Origin of the sequence: Pseudomonas sp. QE6 (assembly GCF_041379005.1) — a bacterium.
Lineage (GTDB): Bacteria > Pseudomonadota > Gammaproteobacteria > Pseudomonadales > Pseudomonadaceae > Pseudomonas.
In genome coordinates, this window is record NZ_CP166873.1 from 1,317,224 (window position 1) to 1,330,349 (window position 13,126).

Annotated in this window: 13 protein-coding genes; 8 read left to right on the top strand and 5 right to left on the bottom strand. The window is 67.1% G+C overall.

What is annotated here, in order from left to right:
* The first annotated feature begins 1 nt into the window (after position 1).
* Complete coding sequence (locus ACAW63_RS05940) at positions 2-1,597, top strand: ArnT family glycosyltransferase (protein ID WP_371232355.1); 1,596 nt, start codon at positions 2-4, stop codon at positions 1,595-1,597.
* 26 nt (positions 1,598-1,623) lie between these two features.
* Positions 1,624-2,595: an SdiA-regulated domain-containing protein gene (locus tag ACAW63_RS05945; RefSeq protein WP_371232357.1), complete on the top strand. Its 972-nt coding sequence runs from the start codon at positions 1,624-1,626 to the stop codon at positions 2,593-2,595.
* A gap of 69 nt (positions 2,596-2,664) precedes the next feature.
* On the opposite strand, the gene ACAW63_RS05950 is transcribed toward ACAW63_RS05945, so the two are convergent.
* On the bottom strand, positions 2,665-3,312 hold the full coding sequence (locus tag ACAW63_RS05950) for a lipid-A-disaccharide synthase N-terminal domain-containing protein (RefSeq protein WP_371232359.1): 648 nt from the start codon (positions 3,310-3,312) through the stop codon (positions 2,665-2,667).
* Positions 3,313-3,880: 568 nt separating this feature from the next.
* Here ACAW63_RS05950 and ACAW63_RS05955 point away from each other — a divergent pair.
* Positions 3,881-5,188 (top strand): MFS family transporter, encoded by a 1,308-nt coding sequence (locus ACAW63_RS05955; protein WP_371232361.1) that lies wholly within the window; start codon positions 3,881-3,883, stop codon positions 5,186-5,188.
* A 21-nt stretch (positions 5,189-5,209) separates the two neighbouring features.
* Here the strand turns inward: ACAW63_RS05955 and ACAW63_RS05960 are convergent, their stop codons facing one another.
* Positions 5,210-6,628 carry an MDR family MFS transporter gene (locus tag ACAW63_RS05960; protein WP_371234586.1) on the bottom strand — a complete coding sequence of 473 codons (1,419 nt, stop codon included), beginning with the start codon at positions 6,626-6,628 and terminating at the stop codon, positions 5,210-5,212.
* Between the two features lie 406 nt (positions 6,629-7,034).
* On the opposite strand from ACAW63_RS05960, the gene cfaB reads away from it, so the two are divergent.
* Both cfaB and ACAW63_RS05970 read left to right on the top strand, forming a co-directional pair.
* On the top strand, positions 7,035-8,219 hold the full coding sequence (gene cfaB, locus ACAW63_RS05965) for a C17 cyclopropane fatty acid synthase CfaB (RefSeq protein ID WP_371232362.1): 1,185 nt from the start codon (positions 7,035-7,037) through the stop codon (positions 8,217-8,219).
* Between the two features lie 139 nt (positions 8,220-8,358).
* Positions 8,359-8,829: a GNAT family N-acetyltransferase gene (locus ACAW63_RS05970; RefSeq protein WP_371232364.1), complete on the top strand. Its 471-nt coding sequence runs from the start codon at positions 8,359-8,361 to the stop codon at positions 8,827-8,829.
* Here the strand turns inward: ACAW63_RS05970 and folE2 are convergent.
* Positions 8,826-9,713, bottom strand: a complete 888-nt coding sequence (gene folE2 / locus ACAW63_RS05975) for a GTP cyclohydrolase FolE2 (RefSeq protein WP_371232365.1) — start codon at positions 9,711-9,713, stop codon at positions 8,826-8,828. The two genes, ACAW63_RS05970 and folE2, sit on opposite strands and share 4 nt — an antisense overlap.
* Before the next feature lie 69 nt (positions 9,714-9,782).
* A complete protein-coding gene (locus ACAW63_RS05980) occupies positions 9,783-10,181 on the bottom strand; it encodes a hypothetical protein (protein ID WP_371234588.1) in 399 nt (132 codons plus the stop codon).
* Between the two features lie 114 nt (positions 10,182-10,295).
* Between ACAW63_RS05980 and dksA the strand changes: the two genes are divergently transcribed.
* Genes dksA through ACAW63_RS05995 form a run of 3 tightly spaced genes read left to right on the top strand, consistent with a single transcriptional unit; the run spans position 10,296 to position 12,561 of the window.
* Complete coding sequence (gene dksA, locus ACAW63_RS05985; protein ID WP_371232367.1) at positions 10,296-10,700, top strand: RNA polymerase-binding protein DksA; 405 nt, start codon at positions 10,296-10,298, stop codon at positions 10,698-10,700.
* 29 nt (positions 10,701-10,729) lie between these two features.
* On the top strand, positions 10,730-11,932 hold the full coding sequence (zigA, locus tag ACAW63_RS05990; RefSeq protein WP_371232369.1) for a zinc metallochaperone GTPase ZigA: 1,203 nt from the start codon (positions 10,730-10,732) through the stop codon (positions 11,930-11,932).
* A complete protein-coding gene (locus tag ACAW63_RS05995; protein ID WP_371232371.1) occupies positions 11,932-12,561 on the top strand; it encodes a DUF1826 domain-containing protein in 630 nt (209 codons plus the stop codon). Before zigA ends, ACAW63_RS05995 begins: the two co-directional genes overlap by 1 nt.
* Before the next feature lie 158 nt (positions 12,562-12,719).
* Here ACAW63_RS05995 and ACAW63_RS06000 read toward each other — a convergent pair whose 3' ends face one another.
* Positions 12,720-13,073 (bottom strand): NADH:ubiquinone oxidoreductase, encoded by a 354-nt coding sequence (locus ACAW63_RS06000; protein WP_343576298.1) that lies wholly within the window; start codon positions 13,071-13,073, stop codon positions 12,720-12,722.
* Positions 13,074-13,126: the final 53 nt, after the last annotated feature.

Consider the following 13,126-nt stretch of genomic DNA (forward strand, 5'->3'; position numbering starts at 1 on the left):
CATGGCGAACCAGGGCGAGCCGGGCAACCCCCTTTCCAGCCTGGCCCTCCTGTGTGTCGGGCGCGGAACGCAGCATTCCTGGTTGTGGCGTTGCGCCGAGCGACCCTGGCTGCTGCTGGTGCTGGCGGCCCTGTTGCTGGGGGCCGGCCTGGGGCTGCGCCAGCCGGGCAACGTCGACGAGGAGCGCTTCCTCGGCGTCGCCCTGGAAATGCTGCAGAACGGTGACTGGCTGATTCCCCACCGCGCCGCGGAAATCTATCCGGACAAGCCGCCGCTGTTCATGTGGCTGGTGGCGCTGCTGGTGCGCCTGGGCGTGACACCGAACCTGGCGCTGTTCCTGCCGGCTTTCGGTTCCGCTCTGGTGGCCACCGCCTGCCTCTACGACCTGGGCCGTCGCCTGTGGAATCGTCGCATCGGCGTCATCGCCGGGCTGCTGTTCCTGGCCACCTACCAGACCTATTCGGTGCTGCGCGATGGCGGCATCGACGGTTTCCTCTGCCTGTGGATCAGCCTGGGCATCTATGGCCTGGGCCGCCACCTGCTGCTCGGTCCGGCGTGGCGCTGGTTCTACCTGGCCTGTGCGGCGATGGGCCTGGGCATCATCAGCAAGGGCGTGGGCTTCCTCCCGGCGCTGATGCTGATTCCCTACGCCTATGCGGCGCGCAAGGGCTGGCCCGGCGTGGTGCGCATGCCTGGCCAGGCGCGCGCCTGGTGGCTGGGCCTGCTGGTGGCCCTGGGGGCCATCGCGCTGTGGCTGGTGCCGGTGGTGCTGCACGTTCTGCTGAGCGGCAGCGCCGATGGCCGCGCCTACCTCGACGACATCCTCCTGCACCAGACCGCCAGGCGCTACGCCAGCGCCTGGCAGCACCAGGAACCGTTCTGGTACTTCTTCGCCAAGGTCATACCGCAGTACTGGCTGCCGCTTGTGCTGGCCCTGCCGTGGATGGTGCCCGCCTGGCGCCGCCAGCTGGCCCGCCATGACGGCCGCCTGCTGGTGCTGCTCGGCTGGGTGGCGCTGGTGCTGCTGTTCTTCAGCCTGAGCTCCGGCAAGCGCAAGCTCTACATCTTCCCCGCGCTGCCCGCCCTGGTGCTGGCCATGGCGCCGCTGGTGCCCTGGCTGCTGCGCCGCTGGTTCGCCGAGCGGCCGAGGGCGCGCAAGGTCTTCCTGGTCATCGCGCTGTTCTGGTTTGCCGCCTGGTTCGCCCGTGGCTTCATCGAGCCGCTGCGCGACCCCGGCGACGACCGCCGTCCGCTGATGGCGGAGGTGGCACGCCTGAGCGGCGGCGCCGAGCTGGTGCTGACCAACTGGCGCGAGGGCCACTGGCTCTACGCCCGTCAGCCGCTGGTGCACTTCGGCCTGGATACCCCGGCCCCATTGAACAAGGCGCTGACCTGGTTGCGCGGCCATCCGCAGGCGCTGGCCATGGTCTCCGCCGAGGGCCTCGAGCGTTGTTTCCGCCGCGAGCGCGCCCGCGAAGTGAAGGGGGACTACGAGGAGCACTGGTTCCTGGTGGGCGCCGACGCCGACAACGGCCAGTGCGCCGACGACGCTTCCGCCCCGGCCTACCGCTTCGCCTGGAAGCAGCCGTATTTCTGAGTGTCCACTTTGCTGGGAGTCTGAACGTGAACCGAGTCGCCAATAGCGTGGACGTCATGCAGCTGCATCCCCTGCGCCGCCGTTTCGACCGGCGCACCGTGCTGTGGCTGGCTCTGACACTGGTGCTGCTGGTGCCGGGTGTGACGCTGCTGCTCATGAAGCACTGGCCGCAGCAGGCCTACTTCTACCTCAGCAGCCAGCTGCATGCTTCGGAGTGGGCCGGGCGCAGCGTCTGGCTGCCCGACTACAAGGTGGTGATCGATGCGCAGCCGGTGAAGGGCATCGAGTCCGACCTGTCCGCCCTGAGCTACGACTTCGACCATGATCGCCTGATCGCCGTGACCAACGCCGGTGCCATGAAGCTGGCGGTGTTGAGCAAGACCGGGGTGCTGCTGGCGCAGTATTCCATGACCGGTTTCCAGGACGTGGAAGGCGTGGCCTACCTGGGCGGCGGCCTGGTGGCGGTGTCCGATGAAAACTTTCAGCAGATCGACTTCTTCACGTTGCCGGAGCAGCCTGGCCAGGGCATCGACGCCCGCGATGCGCAGTCGTTCGCCCTGGAGATCAACCCGAGCGTGCACAACAAGGGTTTCGAAGGGCTGACCTACGACCCGGATCACGACCGCCTGTTCATCGGCAAGGAGCGCGGCCCGCGGCAGATCTACGAGGTCACCGGGGTTCGCGCGAGCCTCGCCGGCAAGTTGCAGCTCAGGGTGATCGACCACACCGCCTGGGTGAAGCGCAGTGTGTTCGGTACCGATATCTCCGACCTCCACTACGACCGCAAGAGCGGCCATCTGCTGGTGCTCAGCGAGGAGTCGAAGCTGATCATGGAGCTGGACGGGCAGGGCAAGCTGGTCAGCTTCCGCTCGCTCGGCGGCTTTGGCGACCTGAAACACGCGGCGCCCCAGGCCGAGGGGATGACCATGGACGCCGACGGCAATCTCTACGTGGGCAGCGAGCCGAACCTCTTCTACCGCTTCGAGAAGCAGCGCTGAGGGGGCCGCTTCGGGTGCCCCTGGGGCGATTCCTTCATTCAGCGAAACGGCTTCAGGGTCCCCGACGGCTCACTGACTCTGCGCGCTGGCGCCCTCGGCCTGGCGCCGGATCAGCGCCAGGTTGCGCAGGTAGACCACGATGCCGAAGGACTGGCCGAGGATGATGACCGGGTCGCGCTGCGCTACGGCGTAGCTGAACAGCAGCACGCTGCCGGCCATCGACAGGTACCAGAAGTAGATGGGGTTGACCGGCCGTCCGGCGCGCTCGGAATACCACAGCTGCAGCACGAAACGCCCGGTGAAGAGCACCTGGCCGACCATGCCGAGGGTGGTCCAGAACGGATCGGCGCCGGTGATGGCATGGATGATCGGTTCGGGCTTGGACATCCAGCCCAGCGCGATGGCCACCGCCGACCAGGTCAGCCAGGGCCAGGCGAAGAACAGCGCCCGGCCGCCGCCGTGGCGACGATCCAATTCCAGGTTACGCAGGTAGATCGCCAGGCCCGCGAGTTGCCCCAGGCAGATCACCAGGTCCCGCTGATGGGTGGCGTAGGCCAGCAGCAGCACCGCGCCGGCACAGCTGAAGTACCAGAAGTGCACCGGCATCAGGCTCTTGCGGGCGCGTTCGGACAGCACCCACTGGACCAGGAAACGGGCAGAAAAAGCCGCCTGCGCGGCCAGTCCGATGGCAAACCACAATGGATTGGCTGCGTTCAAGCAGAGCCCCTCGGTCGAATCGACGAAAGCCGCGTCTTTCGCGGCCTGTAGCACTGCCCGGCAGTATACACGGGGCAGATGTCTGTTAAATGTCGGCGACCAATGGTCGAGCGATAGGGCTGAGCGGCGGCGAGGGAAGAGGGCAGATCAACATTCCCCCGGTGCCTGCACGTCCGGGGGTGTGGACGGGGCACCGAGGCCAGGCGGCAGGAGCCGCAACACGAGGGGAATGGAAATCGACCTTGTCTTGTGGACAAGGTCGGGCCCCGACCCTCCGAGGGGTACCTGACAAGTCTCCCGAAGGGCGCAAGGCGGGCCAACGATAGAAGCTGGCCACTGGCCGGTCAATCGAAAACGACAAACGCCCGTTGGGCCTGTCCGATATTCGAACCAAAAGCGCGAGGCAATGCCGCGGAGTTCGTTAGCCGGCTATCGGAGGTGTCTATACTGTTTCTGATTGTGTCAGCGTCAGATCGCCCGGACCACGCGGTGATAGGGCTGATACGGGGCGGCCAGGGACCTCCGCCCAAAGATCCGGGACGCTGTTCAACCCAATCAGAGAAGCCCCATGAACGCACCTGCCTCCGCGCCGCAGTACTCCGCCCATGAGCGCCGTACGCGCATCCTCGCCATCGTTGGCGCCTCCTCGGGCAACCTGGTGGAGTGGTTCGACTTTTACGTCTACGCCTTCACTGCCCTGTACTTCGCCCACGCCTTCTTCCCCTCGGACGACCCGACGGTGCAACTGCTCAACACCGCCGGGGTGTTCGCCGCCGGCTTCCTGATGCGCCCCATCGGCGGCTGGATGTTCGGCCGCATCGCCGACAAGAAGGGCCGCAAGACAGCGATGATGATCTCGGTGCTGATGATGTGCGGCGGCTCGCTGGCGATTGCCGTGATGCCGACCTACGCCAGCATCGGCGTCGCCGCGCCCGCCTTGTTGCTGCTCGCGCGACTGTTCCAGGGCCTTTCGGTGGGTGGCGAGTACGGCACCAGCGCCACCTACATGAGCGAGGTGGCGCTCAAGGGCCAGCGCGGCTTCTTCGCCTCCTTCCAGTACGTCACCCTGATCGGCGGGCAGTTGCTCGCGGTGCTGGTGGTGGTGGTCCTGCAGCAGCTGCTGACTACCGACGAGCTGAAGGAATGGGGCTGGCGGATTCCCTTCGTGGTCGGCGCCATCACCGCGGTGATCGCCTTCTACCTGCGCCGTTCGCTGAGCGAGACGGCCAAGGAATCCAACCTCCAGCGCAAGGAGTCCGGCACCCTCACCGAACTGTTCGCCCACCACAAGCGCGCCTTCTTCACCGTGCTGGGTTTCACCGCCGGCGGCTCGCTGATCTTCTACACCTTCACCACCTACATGCAGAAATACCTGGTGAACACCGCCGGGATGGACCCCAAGGTGGCCAGCGGCGTGATGACCTTCGCGCTGTTCGTCTACATGTGCATGCAGCCGTTGTTCGGCGCGCTGTCCGACCGCATCGGGCGCAAGACCTCGATGCTCTGGTTCGGCCTCCTGGGGATGCTCTTCACCTGGCCGATCCTCTCCGCGCTCAAGGCGGTGAGCAGCCCCTACCTGGCCTTCGTGCTGATCATCGCGGCCATGGCCATCGTCAGCCTGTACACCTCCATCAGCGGCCTGATCAAGGCGGAGATGTTCCCGCCGCAGATCCGTGCCCTGGGCGTGGGCCTTTCCTATGCGGTGGGCAACGCCATCTTCGGTGGCTCGGCGGAATACGTCGCCCTGGGCCTGAAGAACCTCGGCGTCGAGGAGTACTTCTATATCTACGTCTCGATCATGTGCGGCGTGGCGCTGGTGGTCTGCCTGCTGCTGCCGGACCTGCGCAAGGTCAGCTACCTCAACGACGAGGACTGACCTTGCCCGGCGCCCGGCTGTTCAGTCGCTGCCCCGGCCACGCAATGCGTGATCGGGCAGCGCCAGGGCGATCAGCAGGGTCAGGGCACCGAAGCCGGCGTTGATCAGGAACAGGTGGCTGAACACCCGGTCCAGTGTCTGCCGCTGGGGCTCATGGCCGGCGCCGCTCAGGCTGTCGAGCAGGGCGCTGGCCGACAGGCCATGGCCGGCATCGCCCGCCAGCGGTTGCAGCATGGCCAGCAGCAGGGCTGACATCAGCGCGATGCCCACCGCACCGCCCAGGGAGCGGAACAGCGTGATGTTGCTGGTGGCCACGCCCAGGTAGCGGGTGTCCACGGCGCTTTGCGCCGCCACCAGGCTGGTGGGGAACTGGGTGCCGGCGGCGGTGCCGGTCAGCAGCATGCACAGGCCCGAGAGCAGGTAGGCGTCCGGCGGCGCCAGCGCCAGGCCGGCGATGGCGCAGGGCGTCAACAGCGCGCCGGCGACGATCTGCGGCTTGTAGCGGCCGAGGATCGCTGTCAGCCGCCCGCAGCAGTAAGCGCCCAGCGGCACGCCCATGGCCAGGGGCAGCAGGTGCAGCGCCGCGCTGTCCGCACCGGCGCCGGTGACCGACTGGAAGCGCAATGGCACCAGCACCGATAGCGAGATGACCTGGAAGCTGGCGAAGAAGCTGATCAGCCAGCTCAGCGTTGCCGCGCGGATACGGAACAGGTGCATCGGCACCAGCGGTTCCGGCGCCCGACGCTCCTGCAGCACGAACAGCGCGATCAGTACCAGCGCGGCGGCGAACAGCCCGAGCATCTGCGGATCGTTCCAGCGCGCGCCCTGGCCGACTTCGGTGATCGCCAGCAGCAGGCTGCCCAGGCCGGCGATCATCAGCGCGGTGCCCAGGTAATCGATCACCGGCTGCCGGCCCGGCACCGGCAGGCCGCGCAGGGTGCGCCGCGAGACGGCCAGGGCGACCAGTCCCACCGGCAGGTTGATCAGGAACACCCAGCGCCAGGACAGGTACTCCGTCAGCAGGCCGCCGAGCACGGGACCCGCGATGCTGGCGATGGCGTACATGCTGCTGAAATAGCCCTGGTAGCGGCCGCGCTCGCGGGGCGGGACTATGTCACCGATGATCGCCTGGCTCACCGACATCATGCCGCCGGCGCCGATGCCCTGCAGCACGCGGGCGAGCACCAGCTGTTCCATGCTCTGCGCGGCGCCGCAGAGCGCCGAGGCGGCGGTGAACAGGGCGATGGCGAACAGCATCAGCACGCGCCGCCCGTAGAGGTCGCCGAGCTTGCCGTAGATCGGCATGGAGATGGTCATAGCCACCATGTAGCCGGAGATGACCCAGGCGAGCAGGTCGAAGTCGCCGAAGCCGGCGGAGATCGCCGGTAGCGACACGGCGACGATGGTCTGGTCCAGCGCACCGAGGAAGATCGCCAGCATCAGCCCCACCAGAACGGTGCGGACCGCCGGACGCGGCGCGGAGAAGGTATTCAAGGTGGCCCCCTTCACTACAGAGGTCCTCCGGTCGGAATGCACGCGGAGGGGGCGACAGTGTAGTCCAATGAAGTAACGGCCGGTCATGCCGGCATCATCGTTACCGGCTGGGAAAGGCTCTATCTCAGGACTGGAAACGAAGTATCACGGCGGCGCTGCTACGCTTGCGTAGCGAACTATCGTTGCATACGTTCTTTTTGGAACGCCCCCGCCGGGGGTGCAATCCACTGCAAAGAACCCGGTAGACGCACCGCTGCATGGGTGCCCGATAGTCTTTTGCGGGCCAGGCCATAGGGACAGACTATGGAGTAACTGGTCTATAGTTCTTCAGCCCTGTGACCAGGAGGTATGCATGAAAGCCAATCTGCCCTCTGAGTTGCTGTCCCTGCAGTTGCCGCTGCGCATACGCATCGGCGAGGCCCAGGCCTTCGACCTGGGGCCGGACCCGCAGGTAACTCTCGTCGTGCGTGACCCGACGCTGCTGACCGAGATCACCCAGCCTAGCCTCGATGTGCTGGGGCGCGCCTACGTCGAAAAGCGCATGGACATCGAAGGCCCGATCGGCGAGGTGATCGCCATGGGGGATGCCCTGAGCGCAGCCCTGGGCGGTGATGACGACGCGGGTGACTACGTGCGCGAAAGCCACGACAAGGCCACCGACGCCGAGGCGATCCACTACCACTACGACCTGTCCAACGAGTTCTACCAGCTCTGGCTGGACCCGGAGATGGTGTACTCCTGCGCCTACTACGAGACCGGCAATGAGGACCTGGCCACGGCCCAGCTGGCCAAGCTGCGGCACCTGTGCCGCAAGCTGCGCCTGAAGCCTGGCGAGAGGCTGCTGGATGTCGGCTGCGGCTGGGGTGGGCTGGCGCGCCTGGCGGCGAAGGAATTCGGCGTCCTGGTGCATGGCATCACCCTCAGCGAGGAACAGCTCAAGCTCGGCCGCGAGCGGGTCAAGGCCGACGGCCTGGAAGGCAAGGTGACCCTGGAGTTGCGGGACTACCGCGACCTGCCGCGCGACGGCCGCTTCGACAAGGTGGTCAGTGTCGGCATGTTCGAGCACGTCGGCCATGCCAACCTCGGCATCTACTTCCAGCACCTGTTCGACGCGGTACGCCCGGGTGGGCTGGTGATGAACCACGGCATTACATCCAGCAATACCGATGGGCGTCCGGTGGGCCGCGGCGCCGGCGACTTCATCGACCGCTATGTGTTCCCCCACGGCGAGCTGCCGCACCTGTCGCTGGCCGTTGCCCGCATGAGCGAGGCGGGGCTGGAGGTGGTCGACGTCGAAGGCCTGCGCCTGCACTACGCGCGCACCCTGGACTTCTGGAGCGCGAGCCTCGAAGCGAAGCTGGCGCAGGCGGCCAAACTGGTCCCCGAGCAGGCCCTGCGCATCTGGCGCCTGTACCTGGCGGGCTGTGCCTACGGCTTCAAGCAGGGCTGGATCAACCTGCACCAGATCCTCGCCAGCAGGCCGCACGCCGATGGCAGCCATGAGGTGCCGTGGAGTCGGGGCGATATCTATGCCTGAGGCGTTCCACGGGCGATTCCGGGCCCGCTTTGCGGGCCTGGTTCGTCCGAACTAAGACCAAAGATGATGTCGCAATGCTTGCATCGGGGGCTGGTAGAGGGTAAACCGTCGCCTCCCTTTGGCTCGCCCCTTCGGATCCATGGTGTCCTTCCTCTCTGAACTGTCCCTCGTCGAACTCACTCCGGCCCAGGCGCCGTGGCCTCTCCTGCTGCTGGCCGACCCCTGTCGAGCGCAGATCGAGCGCTACCTGCCGCAGTCCCGGGTGCTGGCGCTCCGCGATGGCGAGTCGGTGCGCGGCGTACTGACGTTGACGGCACGCAGCTGGGGCGTCGTCGAGATCACCAACCTCGCAGTGGAGGAGGAGTGGCAGGGTCGCGGCCTGGCTCGTCGCCTGCTGACTGCCGCGATCGACGCAGCGCGCGCCATCGGCGCCCTGCGCCTGGACATCGCCACCGGCAATTCCAGCCTCACGCAACTCGGCCTGTACCAGCGCATGGGCTTTCGCATCGCCAGCGTGGAGCACGACTACTTCTCGCTGAACTACCCGGAGCCCATCATCGAAAACGGCATCCGCTGCCGGGACCGACTGCGCCTGGACATGGTGCTCTAAGGGCGCGCCCAGCGGCTCACCGCCACCGCGTCGTGGGCATGCAGGCTTTCCGCATGCACCACGCGCACCTCGAAGCCTGACACCTCTTCCCGCTGCACCAGAGCCCGGTGCAGGCGGCGCGCCGCATCCTCGCAGAACATCAGGTTCTGCCCGTTGGCCAGGGCGAAGGCCTGCTCGTCGGCGCGTTTCACCGCGGTCTGCACGGCGGTGCCGAGGGCGGCTTCGGCGTGGTCGATCAGTTCGTTGAACGGAAAGGCCATGGCCGCCGGGACGAGCCGCAGGCGCAATTGCGCCTCGCTGCGCTGGCTGTGTGGGGTAGCGGCGATGCCCTGCGGGCTGCCGAGCCAGGCGCGGACTTCCTCGGCCTGCAGGGCCCTGCCGGCGAAGTCGGCGTCGAAGCGCTGCTGGATCAACTGGCGGGCGAGCGCCGCGGAGCAGGGGCAGGTGGAGGAGTAGGGCAGCGACAGGTGCAGCTCCAGCGCCAGCTCATCGCCCTCCAGGCGCGCATGGATTTCGCAGGCGTAGCGCTTCCAGCCGCGCAGCGGACTGACCAGGGCGGGGCGGCGCAGCATCAGCTCGAAGCGCAGCGTCAGGCTGGCCTGGCAGGAAAGCTGCGCATGGCTCATGAGGAATTGCCCCAGCGTTTCACGCAGCAGGACGGGCGACAGTTCCGCCTCGGCCAACGCCTCCAGCGCCAGGTACAGCCGCGACATGTGGATGCCGCGTGCCTCGGCGTCATCGAGGCTGACGCCCGCGTCGGCGAAGGCGGCGACGCGCTCGCCGGCGATCTGCAGTGGCACGGCGATGCCCTGCATGCCGACCCAGTCGAGCGGGACAGACGGGTGCGTGGACTGGCAAGCGATGTCGGGAAGGAAGGCGGTCATGGGCGGTCACAGTCAGCAATTGTTATAATATAACGTATTTGCCTGGCAGCATTTCCGCAACGGATTCCTTCAGCGTGCCTGCTGCCTGCAGCCGCTCACCCGTCCGCAGGTCAGGCGGGTGCTGTCGCCGGAGGAGCTGCTGAAGCGGCTGATGTTGGTCCAGCCGATACCCCGGCTGGTGCCGACCCACACCTGCCCGTCGCTGGCGATGCCGCTGAAGAAGGTCAGGCTGCCGTAGCGCGTGCCGGTCTGCGCCCAGCGCCTGCCACTGGCTGCCTCGAAGCCGCGCAGGTAGGTGTCGTGGCCCTGAGTGGCGACGCTGTAGAGATCGCCCGCGTCGGTCATGCAGGCCAGCACCTGCGCCGACCAGGCGCAGCGTGCCGGCACCTCGCCGGGGAAGGGCAGCGGCGCCTGTCCGCTGGCATGGGCGAACGGAGCGAACAGGCAGAACAGCAGGGCGCGGCGCAGCATCGGGTATCCGGAGCATCGGTGAGGGCAGTGGTATCGCACGTCAGCGGTCGCTTGTCGATCTTGCATTGTTATAATATAACATAAAAGATCACCTCCGATCCGGAGACGGCCATGACCGAACAGGAACTGCTCGCACAGCCCGGCGAGGCCTACATGAGCGAGGCACAACAGGGCTACTTCCGCGACCTGCTGCTGAACCAGCGCGGCGAGTTGCAGGTGCGCATCGACGAGGAATTCCACGCCCTGCAGGACGGCGAGCGTCCCAGCGACGACGCCGATATCGCCAGCCGCGAGGAAGCGCGCCAGTGGCAACTGCGCGTGCTCGAGCGCGAGAAGAAGCTGCTGGACAAGATCGACCAGGCGCTGGAGCGCCTGGCCCGGGGCGACTACGGCTGGTGCGAGGAGACCGGCGAGCCGATCGGCCTGCGCCGCCTGCTGCTACGCCCCACCGCCTCGCTCTGCGTCGAGGCCAAGGAGCGCCAGGAACGGCGTGAACTGCACGTCCGCGAAGCCTGATTTTCTGGAGCCCACCCGTGAACAGCCCCATGAACAAGCCACTTCCCGTCACCGTCCTGTCCGGCTTCCTCGGCGCCGGCAAGAGCACCCTGCTCAACCATGTGCTGAAGAACCGCGAGCAGCTCAGGGTCGCGGTGATCGTCAACGACATGAGCGAAATCAACATCGACGGTCGCGAGGTCCAGCGCGATGTCAGCCTCAAGCGCGGGCAGGAGCGCCTGGTGGAGATGAGCAACGGCTGCATCTGCTGCACCTTGCGCGAGGACCTGCTGGAAGAGGTCAGTCGCCTCGCCCGCGAAGGCCGCTTCGACTACCTGCTGATCGAGTCCACCGGCATCTCCGAGCCGTTGCCGGTGGCCGAAACCTTCACCTTCCGCGACGAGCAGGGCCGCAGCCTGTCCGACCTGGCGCGGCTGGATACGCTGGTCACGGTGGTCGATGGGCTGAACTTCCTCGCCGACTACCAGGGTGCCGACAGCCTCGCCGAGCGCGGCGAAACCCTCGGCGAGGATGACGAGCGCTCGCTCAGCGACCTGCTGGTGGAGCAGGTGGAGTTCGCCGACGTGATCCTGGTGAGCAAGATCGACCTGATCAGCAATGCCGAGCGCGACGAGCTGCTGGCGATCCTGCGCAGGCTCAATCCGGACGCCTACATCCAGCCCATGGTGATGGGCCAGGTGCCGTCGGCGCGCATTCTCGACACCGGCCGTTTCGACTTCCAGCGTGCCGCCCGTGCACCTGGCTGGCTCAAGGAACTGCGCGGCGAGCACCTGCCGGAGACCGAGGCCTACGGCATCGCCTCTACCGTCTATCGCGCGCGCCGGCCCTTCCACCCACAGCGCTTCCACGACTTCCTGGCGCAGCCCTGGAGCAATGGCCGCCTCCTGCGTTCCAAGGGCTTCTTCTGGCTGGCGAGCCGCTACCGCGAGGCGGGCAGCTGGTCCCAGGCCGGCGGCCTGCTGCGCCATGGTCTGGCCGGACGCTGGTGGCGCTTCGTGCCGCGCGAGGACTGGCCGCAGGACACCACCGAGCTGCAGGCCGTGCTCAAGCACTGGGACGCCGACAGCGGCGACTGCCGCCAGGAGCTGGTATTCATCGGCCAGGACCTGGACGTCGGCCGCCTGTGCGCCGAGCTGGATCGCTGCCTGCTGAACGACGCCGAGATGGCGGCCGGCACGTCCGCCTGGAAACGTCTGCCCGACCCCTTCGACCCTTGGGAGGCGCAGGCCTGATGTTCGCTTTCGATACGCCGGCCTGGCCGCGCCAGGTGCTGGGGAGCGATCCGCAGGTGCTGGCCGAGGTCCTGATGGACGACGTCAACCTGGCCGTCTGGCAACGCACGCTCTACCCGGAAATCAGCGCCTTCGCCGACCGACTGGCTAGCCGGCCGCTGGACCTGAAGCAGAGTCTGGACGTGCAGGAAGAGCGCGTGGTGCTGGGTGAGCTGCTCGAGCATGCTCCCTTCGACGGCTGCGCGCTGTTCCGCGCCGACCTGGAGTGGCTGCTGGAAGCCTTTGCCTGCCTCACGGGCGCACGCCGCATCGGCCTGCGCCTGCGCTGTCTGGATCGCGCCATGTGCCCACGCTTTCACGTCGATCATGTGCCGCTGCGGCTGGTCACCACCTACGCCGGCCCGGCCAGCCAGTGGCTGGAGGAGGGGGCGATGGCCCGCAACTGCCTGGGCGAGCCGAAGGCGGAGCCCGCCGACTCTGCGCCGATACGTCAGATGGCGGCCGGCGACGTGGGGTTGTTCAAGGGCGAGAGGTGGGCCGGCAATCCTGGTCGCGGCATCGTCCACCGCTCGCCGCAACCGGAGTCCGGTGAACGGCGCCTGCTGCTGACACTGGACTGGCTGGGCTGAATTCCACACCGCCGGACTGGCGCAGGGCAGGCAAAAAAAAGGCCGCCAGGGGATGGCGACCCGATTCACCAAGATCATGTTCGGCGTGGGGTGCCGAGAGGGTGTGAGGTACCCAGCGACAGTAAGCCTGATGCGTGTGACAGGACGATGACCGGGGTTCAGGGCTTGCGCCACTGGCCGTGGCTCTGGCTCTCGCAGAACGGCTGGAGGATCCGCGCATCGCTGGCCACCCCGTAGTAATGGATGTCCTGGCGGTAGGGCATGCCCTGCACCTGAGCGTTCTCGCAGACGCCGAAGGCGCCGCTGGGGCAGCTGTCAGCGTAGGTGACCTGGACCTTCTGGTCCTTGAGCTGCGGTTGGCAGAACCCTTCGCGGAACAGCTTTTCGGGAATGCTGCGGTTCTGCTGGCAGACCTTCACGTCGAGGTTGGCGCCCTGGCTGTGCACCACGCAGGCTTCGCCGTGGGCGAGCAGCGGCAGGCAGGCGAGGGCGAAGGGCAGGAGCTGGCGCATGGTCGGTCCGGGGGTGCGATAAGAAGCCGCGACTCTAGCGCTTTTCCCGGCGA

Bases quoted from the DNA above. Each gene is read 5' to 3' on its own strand.
- ACAW63_RS05940 (WP_371232355.1), top strand. From the start codon at position 2: ATGGCGAACCAGGGCGAGCCGGGCAACCCCCTTTCCAGCCTGGCCCTC.
- ACAW63_RS05955 (WP_371232361.1), top strand. From the start codon at position 3,881: ATGAACGCACCTGCCTCCGCGCCGCAGTACTCCGCCCATGAGCGCCGT.
- ACAW63_RS05960 (WP_371234586.1), bottom strand. From the start codon at position 6,628: ATGCTGGCGATCTTCCTCGGTGCGCTGGACCAGACCATCGTCGCCGTG.
- cfaB (WP_371232362.1), top strand. From the start codon at position 7,035: ATGAAAGCCAATCTGCCCTCTGAGTTGCTGTCCCTGCAGTTGCCGCTG.
- ACAW63_RS05970 (WP_371232364.1), top strand. From the start codon at position 8,359: ATGGTGTCCTTCCTCTCTGAACTGTCCCTCGTCGAACTCACTCCGGCC.
- folE2 (WP_371232365.1), bottom strand. From the start codon at position 9,713: ATGACCGCCTTCCTTCCCGACATCGCTTGCCAGTCCACGCACCCGTCT.
- dksA (WP_371232367.1), top strand. From the start codon at position 10,296: ATGACCGAACAGGAACTGCTCGCACAGCCCGGCGAGGCCTACATGAGC.
- zigA (WP_371232369.1), top strand. From the start codon at position 10,730: ATGAACAAGCCACTTCCCGTCACCGTCCTGTCCGGCTTCCTCGGCGCC.
- ACAW63_RS05995 (WP_371232371.1), top strand. From the start codon at position 11,932: ATGTTCGCTTTCGATACGCCGGCCTGGCCGCGCCAGGTGCTGGGGAGC.
- ACAW63_RS06000 (WP_343576298.1), bottom strand. From the start codon at position 13,073: ATGCGCCAGCTCCTGCCCTTCGCCCTCGCCTGCCTGCCGCTGCTCGCC.